General features: G+C 58.3%; 9 protein-coding genes. 4 read left to right on the forward strand and 5 right to left on the reverse strand.

From position 1 onward, the window contains the following. Positions 1 to 17: 17 nt before the first annotated feature. The 3 genes from VI215_03040 to lpdA are packed head-to-tail and all read right to left on the reverse strand — an operon-like array spanning position 18 to position 4206. Positions 18 to 2120, reverse strand: coding sequence for a dehydrogenase E1 component subunit alpha/beta (locus tag VI215_03040; GenBank protein HEY6191281.1), 2103 nt, complete (start codon positions 2118 to 2120; stop codon positions 18 to 20). After that, a complete protein-coding gene (gene lipB, locus VI215_03045) occupies positions 2108 to 2815 on the reverse strand; it encodes a lipoyl(octanoyl) transferase LipB (GenBank protein ID HEY6191282.1) in 708 nt (235 codons plus the stop codon). The genes VI215_03040 and lipB overlap by 13 nt, the downstream gene beginning before the upstream one ends. Beyond that, positions 2812 to 4206 (reverse strand): dihydrolipoyl dehydrogenase, encoded by a 1395-nt coding sequence (gene lpdA / locus VI215_03050; protein ID HEY6191283.1) that lies wholly within the window; start codon positions 4204 to 4206, stop codon positions 2812 to 2814. Before lpdA ends, lipB begins: the two co-directional genes overlap by 4 nt. Before the next feature lie 557 nt (positions 4207 to 4763). On the opposite strand from lpdA, the gene VI215_03055 reads away from it, so the two are divergent. The 3 genes from VI215_03055 to VI215_03065 all read left to right on the forward strand — a co-directional run bounded on the left by VI215_03055 (position 4764) and on the right by VI215_03065 (position 8591). Then, on the forward strand, positions 4764 to 7346 hold the full coding sequence (locus VI215_03055; GenBank protein HEY6191284.1) for a T9SS type A sorting domain-containing protein: 2583 nt from the start codon (positions 4764 to 4766) through the stop codon (positions 7344 to 7346). A 173-nt stretch (positions 7347 to 7519) separates the two neighbouring features. Further along, the gene (gene smpB, locus VI215_03060) at positions 7520 to 7981 is read left to right on the forward strand and encodes an SsrA-binding protein SmpB (GenBank protein HEY6191285.1); all 462 of its coding nucleotides are present in this window, start codon (positions 7520 to 7522) and stop codon (positions 7979 to 7981) included. A gap of 64 nt (positions 7982 to 8045) precedes the next feature. After that, entirely contained in the window at positions 8046 to 8591 is a 546-nt protein-coding gene (locus VI215_03065) for an arginine decarboxylase, pyruvoyl-dependent (GenBank protein ID HEY6191286.1), read from the forward strand. Positions 8592 to 8863: 272 nt separating this feature from the next. On the opposite strand, the gene VI215_03070 is transcribed toward VI215_03065, so the two are convergent. Next, the gene (locus VI215_03070) at positions 8864 to 9592 is read right to left on the reverse strand and encodes a transglycosylase SLT domain-containing protein (GenBank protein HEY6191287.1); all 729 of its coding nucleotides are present in this window, start codon (positions 9590 to 9592) and stop codon (positions 8864 to 8866) included. A 731-nt stretch (positions 9593 to 10323) separates the two neighbouring features. On the opposite strand from VI215_03070, the gene VI215_03075 reads away from it, so the two are divergent. Then, entirely contained in the window at positions 10324 to 13725 is a 3402-nt protein-coding gene (locus VI215_03075) for an SdrD B-like domain-containing protein (GenBank protein HEY6191288.1), read from the forward strand. A 27-nt stretch (positions 13726 to 13752) separates the two neighbouring features. Here the strand turns inward: VI215_03075 and guaA are convergent, their stop codons facing one another. Beyond that, the gene (gene guaA, locus VI215_03080; protein ID HEY6191289.1) at positions 13753 to 15321 is read right to left on the reverse strand and encodes a glutamine-hydrolyzing GMP synthase; all 1569 of its coding nucleotides are present in this window, start codon (positions 15319 to 15321) and stop codon (positions 13753 to 13755) included. Positions 15322 to 15382 lie beyond the last annotated feature (61 nt).

Genomic DNA, 15382 nt, shown 5'->3' on the forward strand with positions numbered 1-15382 from the left:
TCCGGAGAGGGCATCGGTTAGTAACCGGCCAATTGCTGCAAGGCGGAAACGATGTCTTTCGTCTGCGGGAGCATGGCATTTTCGAGCGTTGGCCCGTAAGGGACCGGAGCATCTTTAGCCGCTACTCTGGCGACGGGAGCATCAAGCGATGCGAATGCTTCTGCTCCCAGGCGAGCAGCGATTTCTGCTCCGAACCCTCCTGTGAGCGTATCCTCGTGCACGATAAGGGCTTTCCCGGTTTTCTTCACCGAGGCCAAAACTGTATCAAAATCGAGCGGGTTGAGTGTCCTCAGGTCGATCACCTCAACGCTGCTCCCTTCCTCTGCAACGGTGCGCGCCGCTTCCACCGACCTTTGAACCATCATCCCCCAGGTGATCACCGTGATGTCGTTCCCCTGCTGCACGACCCTTGCCAGTCCGAACGGGAGACAATACTCCATTCCGGGTTCGATTGCCGCGGCATAGCTGGCCCTGTAGAGCCCCTTATGCTCACAGAAAATTACCGGGTCGCCGGAGCGGCAAGCGGTCTTCAAGAGGGCTTTGGCGTCGGATGCGTTTGAAGGAAAGACCACTCTGAGCCCCGGGACGTGTGTGAAGAACCCATCTATGCTCTGGCTATGATAGAGGCCGCCATGAATATATCCCCCGACCGCCACACGGACGACCATCGGACATGACCACTCATTGAACGACCGGAACCGGAGCATGGCCACCTCGTCCCTCAGCTGCATGAACGCGGGCCAGATGTAATCTCCGAACTGTATTTCAACGACCGGCTTGAAGCCCCGCACCGCCAGACCGAGCGCCGTGCCGACGATGCTCGCCTCCGCGAGAGGCGAGTTGAAAACCCTTTCGCGCCCGAATCTTGCTGTGAGTCCTTTCGTCGCGGTAAACACTCCTCCCTTATCCCCCGCGACATCCTCGCCATAGATCAGCATCTTCGGGTTGCGGTCCATTTCCTCGGCGAGAGCGTGATTGATCGCATCGACCATCACGATCGACTTCCCCTCGGGAGCCGGCTCGACAAATCCTTTTGCGGGCACCCCCTCTTCAGGGGAATAGACGTACTTCAGGAGCGTTCCCGGATCCTGCTGCGGTTCCGCCTCCGCCATGTCGGCGGCGCGGTCGATCCGTTCCAGCACTTCCCGCTGGATTTTTGCCACCCCATCGCGCGTGACCAGGCCTTCGGCAATGAGCCGTTGCTCCAGCCGTGGAAGGGGATCGCGCGCCCGATCTTTGGCAAGCTCGTCCTCCGAGCGATACTTTCGCTGGTCGTCCGAGGAGGAATGGGCAAGAAGCCGGACGGTGTTGGCAAGAATCAGGCTCGGCCCTTCTCCCTTCCTTGCTTTGCCGACCGCTTCGAGGGCCACCTTGTGAGAGGCCAGAAAATCGCAGCCGTCCACTTCGTACCGGTTCAGCCCTTCATAGCCGCTCACCAGATGGTAGACCGAGGTCGCCGCCGTTTGCTCCCTGGCAGGCACGCTGATCGCGTACCGGTTGTCCTGGATTAGGAAAATCACCGGGAGATGCTCGCGGGCGGCCCAATTGACCGCCTCGTGAAATTCTCCTTCGCTGGTCGACCCCTCGCCGGAGGAGACGTACACGACTTCGTCCGTTCCCTCCCGGACGGCGCCAAGCGCGGTCCCGACCGCCTGCAGGTATTGCGTGCCTGTGGGACTGGATTGAGAAACGATCCGCCATTTCTTGTGGCCCCAGTGAAACGGCATGGCGAAACCCGCGCTGCTCGGACCTTTCGCCCTGTGGAGCGCCTCGAGGAACACCTCTTCGACCGTGTATCCGAATGCAAGCGAAAAAGGGAGATCCCGGTAGTACGGATAGGCCCAATCCCTGCCGGGAGTGAGAGCCATTGCGGTCGCAACCTGGACCGCTTCATGCCCCGAACCGCCGATGTGAAAAAACACCTTCCCCTGCCGGAGCAGCGTGAGAATTTTGTCGTCGATCTTCCGCGCCGTAAACATCGTCCGGTAGGCATCGATGAGCGTCGGTCCGGCGCCTGTACCGCCGGCATCCCGATTCATCGACTCGCCGTTCGTCTTTTTCCCTTTTACCCTGGGTGGGGACTCTTCTCCCCTCGCGGGCGGCCTTCTTACTGGGGACATTCCACATCCTCTGAATGAAATTGACGTACCATCTCTCTGAAATCCGCCGCGTCGCGGCTGAATGCTTCGACGCCGAAGACGGCGGAAAAATGATGTGCGATCTCTCCCGAGACCGCCGAAAGCGGTAGCTCGCATCCCAGCCGCTTTTGCATGGAGGTGACGCCGCGGTGAAAAATTCCGCACGGGATGATCCGTTCGAAGTAGGAGAGATCCGTGTTCACGTTGAGGGCAAACCCGTGCATCGTCACCCAGCGGCTGACCTTTATGCCGATGGCCGCAATTTTTTCACTCCCCACCCATACGCCCGTAAAATCCCCGTCGCGCCGCGCGGAGAGGCCATATCCGGCAAGCGTCCGGATCAGCACTTCCTCCAGGTCCCGAAGATAGCGATGAACGTCGCGGTAGTAGGCGCTCAGGTCGATAATGGGATACCCGACGATCTGGCCCGGCCCGTGGTAGGTGATGTCCCCTCCCCGGTCGGTCAGGCAAACCTCGATCCCCCCCTCGCTCAGTTCGCCCTCGGCCGCGAGCAGATGATCGGGGTCGGCGTTTCTTCCGAGTGTGTAGACGTGATTGTGCTGATTGAGGAGGAGGACATCCGGGATTTTTCCGTCCAGGCGCAGACCGAACACCTCCCGCTGCAATTCCCAAGCAGCCCGGTAGGAGGTGAGCCCGAGATCCACCACTTCAATCATATGTGGATCGCGTGACCGTACGCGCCCTCGGCCGCTTCCAACACCGCTTCGGAGAGAGTCGGGTGGGCATGAATCGTTTTCATGATTCCGTCGGCGGTGGACTCCAGCGTCTTTGCCACGCCGAGTTCGGCGATCATCTCGGTGGCTTCAGATCCGAGTATGTGCGCGCCGAGGAGCTCCCCGTACTTTTCATCGAAGATGAGTTTCACAAGGCCCTCGGTCTCGCCGATGGCTCGCGCCTTCCCGCTCGCGCTGAACGGAAACCGGCCCACCTTGATCGACCGGCCTTCGGCGATCGCGCGCTCTTCGGTCATGCCGAGGCTCGCGACCTGCGGCTGGCAGTAGGTGCAACCCGGGATGTTGTCATAGTCGATCGGCTGGGGATTTTTCCCGGCGATCGCCTCGACGCAGATCACCCCTTCCCGTTGCGCGACGTGGGCCAGCCAGGGGGGTCCGGCGACGTCGCCGATTGCATAGAGACCGGGCACATTCGTCCGGCCGAAGTCATCCGTCTTGATCCACCCGTTCTCAAGGATGACGCCCGCGGTTTCGAGCCCGAGCTGCTCCACATTTCCCTGCACCCCGATCGCCATGAGCGCGACCTCTCCCGCAAATTGCTTCTTTCCCTCCTTCGTCGAGACGCCAACGGTGACGTCCTTCGCGACGGTCACGCTTTCGGTCTTCAGCTCGGTGTGGATCCCGACCCCTTGTTTTTTCAGGCTGCTCTCGAGCAATTTCGAGATCTCTTTGTCCTCAATGGGAAGGATGTTCGGCTTCATTTCCAGAAGGGTCACTGCGGTGCCGAAGGCATTGTAAAAGTAGGCGAATTCCACTCCGATCGCGCCCGCCCCGATGATGACCATCGATTTTGGAATTTCCGGCAGGACCATCGCCTCCATGTAGGAGATCACCCGTTTCCCGTCGATCTTCACGTTCGGGATCGAGCGCGCCCTCGCGCCTGTGGCGATGATGATATGGCCCGAGGAGACCGTCTCCGTTTCCTTTCCCTCGCGCGAAACCGAGACTTTTCCATTTCCAAGGAGCAGACCCTGGCCCGGGATGTGCTCTATCTTATTCTTTTTGAAGAGGTATTCCACCCCTTTGGAGTTCCGGAGCGCGACATCCCGGCTCCGCTTGACGATTTTCGTAAAATCGAACTTCAAATCCTTGCAGCTGATCCCCCATTCGTCCGCATCCTTGAAATGGCGGTAGAGCTCGGCGTTTTTCAGGAGGGCCTTGGTCGGAATGCATCCCCAGTTGAGGCAGATCCCGCCCAGCTTGTCCCGCTCGATGACCGCCGTCTTCATCCCGAGCTGGGCCGCGCGGATGGCAGCGACGTATCCTCCGGGGCCCCCTCCGATCACGAGTAAGTCGAATTGTCGTTCAGCCATGCACGTTTCTGGATAAAACAAAAAAAGGGTTTCGCACCCGGTTTTATGGCTGCCGCAGCCCGCGAACCGGCTGCCGCGCGAAAAAATATATGAAATAGCGGCGGTAAAGTCAAAGAAGGACACCCCGCTGAAAACGGTGGTGTCTCAATTTGGGCGAACCTCTCTCGACCTCGTCATGCTGACATGCTCCTGGTCAGCATCTTTCAACTCTTTTATGAAGATCCCGGCCTAAAACATGTCGGGATGACGAGAGAAGGTGAAACTGCGACACTACTCAGAAAACGGTAGTGTCTTATTTTGTCATCCTGAGCGCAGCGAAGGATCTTCTCCGAACCGGAACGAGATCCTTCGGTCGCTACGCTCCCTCAGGATGACATGTTCGGTGAGACTGCGACACTACCCTGAAAACCGTGTCGTTGACAATGGCCTCCGAATAGACTACCTTGCCTCCCTCGGGGCTTTACCATTCCTTCAGCAAGGAGTCCATCCGACATCGCTTCGTAACCGCTTCAGGAACGGAAGTTCTTTCCACCAATCTCAAGAATGGAGTTATGAAAATGTGTAAAGTCTCTACGGCATTCGTTTGTATCGTGCTATCAATTCTGACCTCAGGCGCAGCACACAGCCAATGGGTGCAAACTGACGGACCCTACGGCGGTTACGTCTATTCCCTCGCGGTGAGCGGGACGAAAATATTTGCGGGAACGTATGGCGGCGGGGTTTATCTTTCCACCAACAACGGCACAAGCTGGACTGCGGTCGATTCCGGCCTGACCAATCTCTATGTCCAAGATCTCGCCGTTTCGGGCACGAATCTGTTCGCCGGAACTGCGAATGGCGGTGTTTTTCTTTCCACCGATAACGGTACAAGCTGGGGGCCGGTGAATTCAGGCTTGACTGCGCTCAATGTCGGGGCTCTCGCTTCCGGCGGCTCGGGGAGTCTCTTTGCCGCATCAATAGGGCACGGGGTCTTTCGTTCCACCGACGACGGCGCCAACTGGAGTGCGGTCGATTCCGGCTTAACCGATAATCATGTCTATGAGCTCGCTCTCTCGGGCACGAATCTATTTGCCGGAACTGGTACCGGCATTTTCCTTTCAACCGACGATGGCACCAGCTGGATTGGGGTCGATTCTGGATTGACCCATTCTGGGTTTAAGGCCTTCGCCGTCTCGGGTACGAATCTGTTTGCCGGATCGTTTGGCGGCGAGGTTTTTCTTTCCACCGACAATGGTACGAGCTGGACTGCAGTCGATTCCGGCTTGACCTGTACTTCAGTCTATTCCCTTGCCATTTCGGGCACGAATCTCTTTGCCGGAACTGATGCCGGCGTTTTCCGTTCCACCAACGATGGTTCAACCTGGACGGAGGTCAATTCCGGTCTGACCAATCCTGGTATCGAGGCCCTTGCCGTCCTGGGAACAAATCTCTTTGCAGGAACACTTGGCGCCGGAGTCTTTGTTTCCACCGACAACGGCTTAAGTTGGACGGCGGTCAATTCCGGCGGGAGCAGAACCTCTGTCCGCGCCTTCGCCGTCTCGGGATCGAATCTCTTTTCCGGAACTGACGGCGGCGCCTTTCGTTCCAGTAACAGCGGCGCCAGCTGGACGACGGTCAACTCTGGACTGACCATTATTCACACCCCCAATACCGAGGTCCAGTCTCTTGCGGTCTCGGGCACGAAACTCTTTGCGGGAACGTATGGCGGCGACGTCTTCCGCTCCACCAATGATGGCACAACCTGGACGGCGGTCGGATCTGGATGTGTCTTCGTCTACTCCCTTGCGGTCTCGGGGACGAATATCTATGCCGGGGGTAACGGGATCTCGCTCTCCACAAATGACGGAACAACCTGGACCCGGATCATCTCTGGATTGCCGAATAATGATGTGAATGCCCTTGCAGTCCTGGGCACGAATCTCTTCGCGGGAACCGGTGGCACGGGCGTCTATCTCTCCACGGACAACGGCACAAACTGGAATCCGGTCAATTCCGGTTTGGCCAACAATACTGTTTTTGCCCTTACCGTCTCCGGCACAAATCTCTTCGCCGGGACCGCAGGAGGAGTTTTCCTTTCCACGGACAATGGCACGGTCTGGACTGCCGTCGATTCCGGCTTGACCAACAGTGTCGTCACGGCCCTCTCCAGCTTCTCGGGAATCCTCTTCGCCGGTACGTATGGGGGAGGCGTCTTTCTTTCCACGGACAACGGGACGAGCTGGACGGAGGTGAACGCCGGCTTGACCAACAGGATTGTCCGGGCCCTTGCCGTCTCAGACACAAACCTCTTCGCAGGCACTTCCGGCGGCGGAGTCTGGCGGCGATCGCTGTTTGAGCTACTAGAAAATAGCACAACCCTTGGCCAGGGATGGAACCTTATCTCCGTCCCCCTCAAGGTCAATGATTTCCGCAAGACGACTCTTTTTCCAGGGGCCACCTCCGGTGCGATCGCTTATCAGGGAGGCTACCTCGCGAAGGACACGCTGGCGAATGGAAGAGGCTATTGGCTCAGGTGTGGTGCCTCCCAGCTAGTCCCCTGGTTCGGCGACACTCTCACGACAGACTCGCTCGACGTTCTCGCAGGATGGAATCTTATCGGGTCGATCACCTCGCCCGTCCCCGTCGGGTCGATTGGTTCGGATCCGCCGGGGATTCAGACCTCGCGGTTCTTCGGATACGCCGGTCATTACCAGGTCAGTGATATGCTTCAACCGGGAATGGGGTATTGGGTCAAGGTGAGCCAGAGCGGAAAGTTAATTCTTTCATCAGGCGGGTCGGCGGCACCGGCAAACCGTATCAACATTGTGCTGAATGAAGAACATCCGCCTCCGGCACCGGATGATGCGGCCGCGGGACACCCGAACACGAGAATCCCGCAAGAGTTTGCTCTCGAGCAGAATTACCCGAATCCCTTTAATCCGAGCACAGCGATCGGGTTTTCAATTCCTCGAGCCGGTTTGGTGTCGATCAAGGTGTTTAACACACTCGGGGAGGTTGTCGGGGTGCTGGTAGATGAAGAGCTTGAAGCCGGCCGGTATACAAGGACCTGGGACGCATCGGGTGTCTCAAGCGGCATTTATTTTTACCGCGTGCGGTCGGGCTCCTTTTCGGAAACAAGGAAACTCATGGTAATCAGATGAACAGTCAACACTGGTCCACTCGCGGCAACGCCTGAGAGGCCTCCGCAACAGCCCCCCTTATGATAGCACGCGGGGAGGCCAAATCGCCTTCACTGAAACCGTCTCCGGTGACTCCGGTTATTGCATCTTTGCGCTGAATTCCGTATCATTGCATGCGCCGAGTTCAAACTACGATGACCTCCGTTACCCCCGATGAAAAGATCGTTGTCAGGAACCGAAAGGCGGCGCACGATTATTTCATCATCGACCGCTACGAAGCCGGCATCGTCCTGAAGGGCACCGAGGTCAAGTCCCTGCGCCAGGGAAACGCCAATCTGCAGGACGGATACGCGGTCGTCAAGGACGGGGAAGTCTGGCTGATCGGGCTCCATATCAGCCCGTTCGAAAAGGGGAACATCAACAATCACGATCCCAAACGGGACCGGAAGCTCCTCCTCCACAAGCAGGAGATACGCCGGATGTTCGGCAAGCTTTCGCAGAAGGGCCTGACCCTCGTTCCGCTCAGAATTTACTTCAACAAGAAAGTCGCAAAAGTGGAGTTGGCTGTCGCCCGGGGAAAGAAAGACTACGACAAGCGAGAGGCAATCGCCAAGCGCGATGCCGAGCGACATATGCGCCGCGAATATGCCGGCTGAGACCGAGCCGGGCTCTTTTTCTTCCGTTTCTTCCATCCTATTCATCTTCTGAGGAGTCCCGTCAGTGTACGTTCCCACAAAGATCTTTTTCACCAAAGGAGTCGGCCGCCACAAGGATTATCTCCAGTCCTTCGAACTCGCTCTGCGCGACGCGAAAATCGAGAAATGCAATCTCGTGACCGTCTCCAGTATTTACCCCGCCGGTTGCAAGCGGGTGCCGCCGGAAGACGGCCTCAGCCTGCTCCAGGCCGGGCAGATTACGTTTGCGGTGATGGCGCGGAACGCTACCAACGAGCCGAACCGGCTGATCGCGGCTTCGCTCGGCGTCGCGACCCCGGCGGACAGTTCGCAGTACGGATACCTCTCCGAACATCATCCGTACGGCGAGACCGATGAGCGCGCGGGAGAGTATGCCGAAGACCTTGCCGCCACGATGCTGGCCACGACCCTCGGTGTGGAATTCGACGCCGATACCGGATGGGACGAGCGGGAAAAGCTCTACAAGATGAGCGGAAAGATCGTGAAGACCTACAACGTGACGCAATCGGCGGAGGGAGACAAGAACGGACTTTGGACGACGGTTATCGCGAGCGCGATTCTTCTTCCCTGAGAAAGCCCGCCGATCCCGCGAATAACGTCGAAGACACCGAAGAGTACCCGAACCGCCTCCCGAGCAATTGAATACCCCCGGTGCCCCCGACAGGATGACTGTCACCTACGGGGCATCCTGGAATTTTCGTACACGCTTCCGGGGCATTAACCGAAGTGAAAAAACACCTCCCGACCTGGTCCTGATTCCGGGCCTAATATAGAAAAGACCCTTCAGCCTGTCAAGTAAAATCGCAGACGCATCCGGAAAAAAATGTTCCGGTGTGCCGCTTGCTACATGACCGACTGATAGAAGGCGTAGCTCTTGAGAACGGCGCGGACGTAGCCGATTGTCTGGCGGGATTCGCCGAAGTAACCGCTCGGAGGCCGCCCGGCCTCCCAGACGGTTTCATGGAGCGAATAATAACGTTTGGAGAGGAGCGGCAGAATGCTCTGCACGGAACTCCAGCGTTGTCCATCTTCCCCGACGTACGCTGCGAGCTCCTGCGCGTCATAGATGCGGGCCGGGCCCGCGTTATATGCTGCGAGCGCCAGAGAAAGACGGTCGTTCTCCCCCGCGCACGGGAAGAGAGCATAGAGTTTGGAGAAGTAATAGACTCCGGCTCGTATGTTTTGGAGGGGAAGTTCGGGGTCGGGGAGATCAAGCTCTTCCCTCAGCTCAGAGTTCGTGACCGGCATGATCTGCATGTAACCTCTCGCACCCCGTCCGCTCAACGCCTTCCCGTCAAATCGCGATTCCTGGTTGATAATCGCGAGAATGAGCCGGAAATCGACACCATACATGGCGGAATAGGTCTTTACCGCCTCGAAACTGGACTTCTCAAGGCCGGGGAATGCGGGCTCGGTGGAAGGGGCGGAGGCAAGTTGATCCACAAACCTTTGTTCTCCCCGAATCCTCAAGATGTCGCCCGACGAGAGCGGCGCAAGGCAGACCGCCACGCTGATTACCGAAAGCGTCGTAAAGAGCACACCTTTGAGCAATATCGAGAACCGTATGAGCACTAGTTCCTCTAAATTGACGATTGCGAGACTTCGGTTAAAGCAAGAAGGATACATCGAGAAGGGTACAGGAGAAATATACCATGGACGAGTTCAAGAGTCAATACCCCCAAAAACTCAAACAGGTAAAGCGGGAAAGCGGCGGGTGAAATTATGAGGGGCGTCACCTGATTCGCATGACGCAGGGCACATGATCCCCGGCGCGACGGAAGCCCTATTCCTGCCTTGCAATCGCCAGCAAATCAGCGTCCGTTGGGTACTTTTAAGGAGCGAGAGAGATTCGGTAGGCGCGACCTTCAGGTTGCGCAGGTCGGTCACTCCCATTCTTCTCGTTCCGCCGCTCTGCGGCGGAATGCATATTGGGACGCTCCGCGTCCCAACCTCGTCGCGGCGCAGAGCGTCGCGGACTGCGTTCCCACGCAGAGCGTGGGAACGAGAAAAATCACGCAAGCTAAAGCTTGCGGATACCGGGTCTTCAGCCAATTCGGTAGCCGCCCCATTCTCAACCGGCTTGATATTGAAAGAAGTCTTTTCTATCTTTCGGCCTTCGCCGGTGCGGATGGGGGCTGCGGAGATTGATGGGCCGTACCCGGCGACATTCCACGATCTGTCCATATCAGGATCGGTGTGCCGTAGTACGCGGGGTCGGGTACTCGTCGCATGCCGGTGTTTTTCGTTCTCAAATTTCCCATGGCTCCGGATCCGGAGCGGTGGTTTACTTCTGAGAGTACCGCATGAAATTTCGATCTCGCCAGGTGTTCCTTGCCCTCTTCCTCGCCGGTGAAATGCTCCTGTCCGGCGCCGCGCGCTCTCAAGCTCCAGACTCAGCCCGGTGGAGGGTCTATCTGACCGTCACCGACAGCCTGACGCACAAGCCAGCGCAGGCCGCGTTCGGCTTCCATCCCAGAGCCACGCTGGGCATCGACACTGCCCTGATGTTCGGATTCAAGGACCACTGGACACAGGAAGACACTCCCTACGTGAGGGAATTCCCCTCCCCGCCGCTCGGATTCTTTCAGGAGCTTCGCATTAACAACGTCCGGCAGAAGCTCAACGACAACGGGACCGTCTTCGTAAACCTCCACCCCTACACGGGCCCGTCGATGGTCGATACCTTTATCGTCTCGTTCAACGGGGACCAGAACTTTCTGGGGGATAGCCTCTATCTCTACACCCATCCGCAGATACTTTCCTGGCCCTCGGTGTTGTCTGCTTACGCGGACAGCATCATCCTTCGGGATATCTCGGACAATCTTCAGACTTCGGCCGGGCCGAACGTTCATGTCGACATGACGCAGGACTCGACGTACACCTATTCCGGAGAGCAATATTTCGATCCCAACACCAGCACCTACACTGTCGATCCCCTGCACAAGGGGTTCTTCATGTATGTTTACCATCCGAAGATCTCTCCGGGCCCGCCTGTCGTGACGCTGTTGTCGCCTCTGAACGGCACCACGAACAGGCCCGTACAGGATACTCTCCGGTGGGCCTCCGTACCCGGGGCCGACTTCTACAAGGTTCAGGTGGACACGAACCGCGGGTTCACGGACACGATTTTTACCGACTCCACCCATGCCACGTCGCGCGTCATCCCGGGGCTTCATCGAAACCCCTGGTATTACTGGCGCGTGATCACCCAAAACTCGTACGGCGTAGGCTATTATCAGGATCCGCCTGATAGTTTCGCCGCTTCGCCGGGCGTGATCGCCGGGGCCGTCTACAATGACCTCGACGGCGACGGACAGCGAGACCCGGGAGATACGAACCTCGCGAACTGGAGGATTGTCCTGAAAGACCAGTTTGAGGCCACTCTTGATTCAACGCTCACGGATGCATCAGGCCATTATCATTTTTCCGGCCTCACTGCCGGGCAGTACATCCTCCTCGAGAGACAGCAGCCCTCCTGGATTCAGACCGATCCTCCGGCAGTCGGAAATCTTACGGTCACCATCTTCAAGGGAGATACCTCGACCGGAAACGACTTCGGCGACATCGCCAGCGTCGTCTACACCGGCCCTCCCAACGGAAACTGGTCGTCGCCTTCCAACTGGGCGGGGGGTCAGGTTCCGGGACCCACCACACCGGCGATTATTCCCGCCAATACGGCTGTCGTCCTCGATGCTCTCCCGAGCGCGTCCGTTCTCTATCTGAAAGTGCAGGGAGGCGGAAGCCTTACCTGCACTGATCCGTCTCTGGTACTCACCGTAACGAAATCGATTCAGATCGATCCGGGAGGAACGATCCAGTTCCCGGACGGGCCTCTCGGAACGACTGACATCACGGCTGCGAGCGACACGGGCGGCATCGTTGATTACGCCGATTTCATCAACAACGGGACGTTTCACGCCGGGCACTCAACCGTCACCTTCGCCGGAAACAACCCGAAGGTCATCATGAGCACCGAGGCAAAGACCGCGGGGGGAACCAACTTTTACGACCTTCAGATCGAGGGCGACAGCCTTATCTCGATCGGAAATATTACGGTTGCGCACCAATTGACACTCGATTATTCTCTCAAGCAACGGCTGGAGGATACAATTACCATCACCGACTCGTCGCCCGGCGCGCTGACCGGCAACGGGACGGTTCCGGCCGGTTCGATCAAGCGGGCGATCCTGCAGGCTGAAACCACCGCGTACCGGTTTGAGTCACCCAAGTCGTTCATCAAATTCGACGGGACAGGGACCTACCCGACCGACATGACTGTGACGACGCTGCCGGATACGGCGCCTCCCTCCTTCCGTCTCAACTGGCTCGTGGTGGGCGGTGCGAACGATACGGCGGGAAACGCCGTCAAGGCGGGATCCGTAACGCATTTCTCCAAATGGGCTGTTGGTGTCCCACAGCCCAACTCTGCCCTCGGGGTAGCCGTCGTCAACCGCGAATACGTTCTCAAATCTTCAGGCGGGGGCGGGGCGACTTCAACGGTTCAGCTTGACTATGACCAATCCGAGGTGCCGCCGGGGACCAATGAAACGACGTTGCAGCTCCTGCGCGGACCGTGCATAGTCGACAGCCTGCCGGAAAAATGGAACATGGTTTCCGTGCCGCTTCTGGCAGATAACGATCTCAAGGACTCGCTCTTTCCCGGTGCATCTTCGCCGGCATTCTCATACGACGCGGGATATGCGGTCGAACCGCATCTGACAATGGGGAGAGGTTACTGGCTGAGATATCCTTCCCCGAAGCACGTGCAGATCGTCGGCGCCGAAGTCGAAGAGGATACGCTTGCTCTGGCTGCGGGATGGAATATGATCGGTGCATTGAGTTATCCGATTCGCGCCACCTCGGTGGCTTCGATTCCTCCGGGTATCGTCACAAGCCGCTTCTTCGATTACGCCGGCGGATACCGCGTCGCCGACAGCCTCAGGCCGCTCCGTGCCTATTGGGTGAAGGCAAGCGGTCCGGGCCAGTTGATTCTCTCTGCCGTGACGGGTAACGCAAAGGCCTCCCCGCCTTCTTCCCTCCTGAACCGTTTCAATTCAGTCGTGTTCCGGGATGCTGCGGGAAGCGAACAGCGCTTGTATTTCGGCTCCGGGGGGAATCTTGACATGCGGCAATTCGAGCTACCGCCCGTAGGACCCGAGGGCGCGTTCGACGTCCGTTTTTCAACTCAACGGATGCTGGAGGTCGGCGAGCCTCAGCACGAGAAGACTCTCCCGATCCTGGTCTCATCGGCGAACTATCCGGTTGCGGTGAGCTGGACGATCTCAGACCAGTCCCTCCATCCGGTCTTGCAGCTTGATGGAAAAAATGTAAGCCTCGCCGGAAGCGGCAAAGCCGAGCTTGCGGATGCGGGAACGCTTCCTCGTCTTCTCCTTTCTTCGACGGCCGGCAGAGAACTTCCGAAGGAATTTGCTCTTCTTCAGAATTACCCGAATCCGTTCAATCCGGCGACAGTGATAGAGTATCAGTTGCCCGTCGCGAGCAGGGTGATCCTCAGAATCTACGATCCGATCGGCCGGCAAGTCGCTGTGCCCGTGAACGGATCAGAGGAAGCGGGATTCAAGTCGGTGGTTTGGAACGGAACAGGGCTGGCAAGCGGTGTCTATTTTTACCGGCTGGAGGCGACGGGGAGCTCAGAACACTCCAGGTCGTTTATCCAGGTGAGGAAGATGTTGCTCGTTCGGTAGGCGCGACCTTCAGGTCGCGTGACTGGCTCACTCCCATTCGATGGTCGAGGGGGGTTTCGAACTGATATCGTAGACGATCCGGTTCACCCCCCTGACTTCGTTCACAATCCGGCTGGAAGCCCGCGCAAGGAGATCGTGAGGAAGCGGAGCCCATCCGGCAGTCATCCCGTCCTGGCTCGTCACCGCCCGGAGGGCCACGACACGCTCATAGGTGCGCTGGTCGCCCATCACGCCGACCGTCTGTACCGGCAGGAGCACTGCGAAGGCCTGCCAGAGGGTATCATAGAGCCCCGAGAGCCGCACTTCGTCCACAAAGATCTTGTCGGCGGCCCGTAGGATTTCCAAATCTTCCGGCGTCACCTCCCCGATGATCCTCACCGCCAGCCCGGGACCGGGGAACGGATGCCGTCCGATCAATTCAGAGGGAAGTCCCAGTTCCCTCCCCACCGCCCGAACCTCATCCTTGAACAACTCGCGGAACGGCTCAATCAAACCGAGGTTCATCTTTGCGGGGAGGCCTCCGACATTGTGGTGCGTCTTGATCGTGTGGGAGGGCCCGCGGAAGGAAGTGGACTCGATGACGTCGGGGTAGAGCGTGCCCTGGCCCAGAAAGCCGACATCTCCGATCGTGCGCGCCTCCTGCTCGAAGACCTCGATAAACGTCTTTCCGATGATCTTCCGTTTCTGTTCGGGGTCGGTGACTCCCTTCAACTCCCCGAGAAATCTCTCTGTCGCGTCCACGTAGTCGAGACGGAAATGGTAGCTGTCACGGTAGACCTTGAGGACCAGCTCGCTCTCTCCCGCCCTCATGAGGCCGTTGTCGATATGAATGCAATAGAGCCGGTCCCCGATCGCCCGGTGAAGCAGGACGGCAAGGACGGAGGAATCGACCCCTCCGCTCAGCGCGCAAATCACGTTGCGATCCCCCGTCGCCGCCCGGATATCCCGGATTGATTCTTCTATGATCGAGCCCGGGTTCCACCCGCCGGAACAGCCGCAAATCCCGAAGACGAAATTCCGGATGATTTCCCTCCCCTTGACGGTGTGCTCGACCTCCGGATGGAACTGCACTCCATAGATCTTCCGCTCGCTGTTTCCGATCGCGCAGATGGGGGAACCGTTCGAATGGGCGAGGCATTCAAACCCCGGAGGCATCTTCACGAGGTGATCTGCGTGGCTCATCCAGACCCGGGTCGCGGGGGGACCCCCTTTTCCATTTTGTTCGTTCGGGATCCCCTCGAAGAGCTCTCCCGGCCTGTCGATCACAAGTTCAGCGGCTCCAAACTCCCTTCGCGCGGCAGGATCCACCTGCCCTCCGAGATTCTGCGCGATCACCTGGAGACCGTAGCAAATCCCGAGGACGGGGATGCCGAGCTCGAACAACCCCGGCGCCGGATGGGGCGCGTCATCCGCGTAGACGCTGGAGGGGCCGCCGGAGAGGATGATGCCTTTCGGGTGCATGCTGCGGATTTTCTCTTCGGAAAGATCGAACGGTTGAAGTTCCGAATAGACTCCGAGTTCCCGGACCCGCCGCGCGATGAGCTGCGAGTACTGGGCACCAAAATCGAGGACGAGTATGATCTCCGGGTGGCGCATTGCGTTGAAAGTAGTCTCAGTATACGGAAAACACCGGCGAGTTTCCACCGCGGCCTAAAGC

Source organism: Bacteroidota bacterium (assembly GCA_036522515.1).
Taxonomy (GTDB): domain Bacteria; phylum Bacteroidota; class Ignavibacteria; order UBA10030; family SZUA-254; genus VBOC01.

Excerpts from the sequence above, each read along its gene's own strand:
- VI215_03040 (HEY6191281.1), bottom strand. The coding sequence starts at position 2,120 with ATGTCCCCAGTAAGAAGGCCGCCCGCGAGGGGAGAAGAGTCCCCACCC.
- lipB (HEY6191282.1), bottom strand. The coding sequence starts at position 2,815 with ATGATTGAAGTGGTGGATCTCGGGCTCACCTCCTACCGGGCTGCTTGG.
- lpdA (HEY6191283.1), bottom strand. The coding sequence starts at position 4,206 with ATGGCTGAACGACAATTCGACTTACTCGTGATCGGAGGGGGCCCCGGA.
- VI215_03055 (HEY6191284.1), top strand. The coding sequence starts at position 4,764 with ATGTGTAAAGTCTCTACGGCATTCGTTTGTATCGTGCTATCAATTCTG.
- smpB (HEY6191285.1), top strand. The coding sequence starts at position 7,520 with ATGACCTCCGTTACCCCCGATGAAAAGATCGTTGTCAGGAACCGAAAG.
- VI215_03075 (HEY6191288.1), top strand. The coding sequence starts at position 10,324 with ATGAAATTTCGATCTCGCCAGGTGTTCCTTGCCCTCTTCCTCGCCGGT.
- guaA (HEY6191289.1), bottom strand. The coding sequence starts at position 15,321 with ATGCGCCACCCGGAGATCATACTCGTCCTCGATTTTGGTGCCCAGTAC.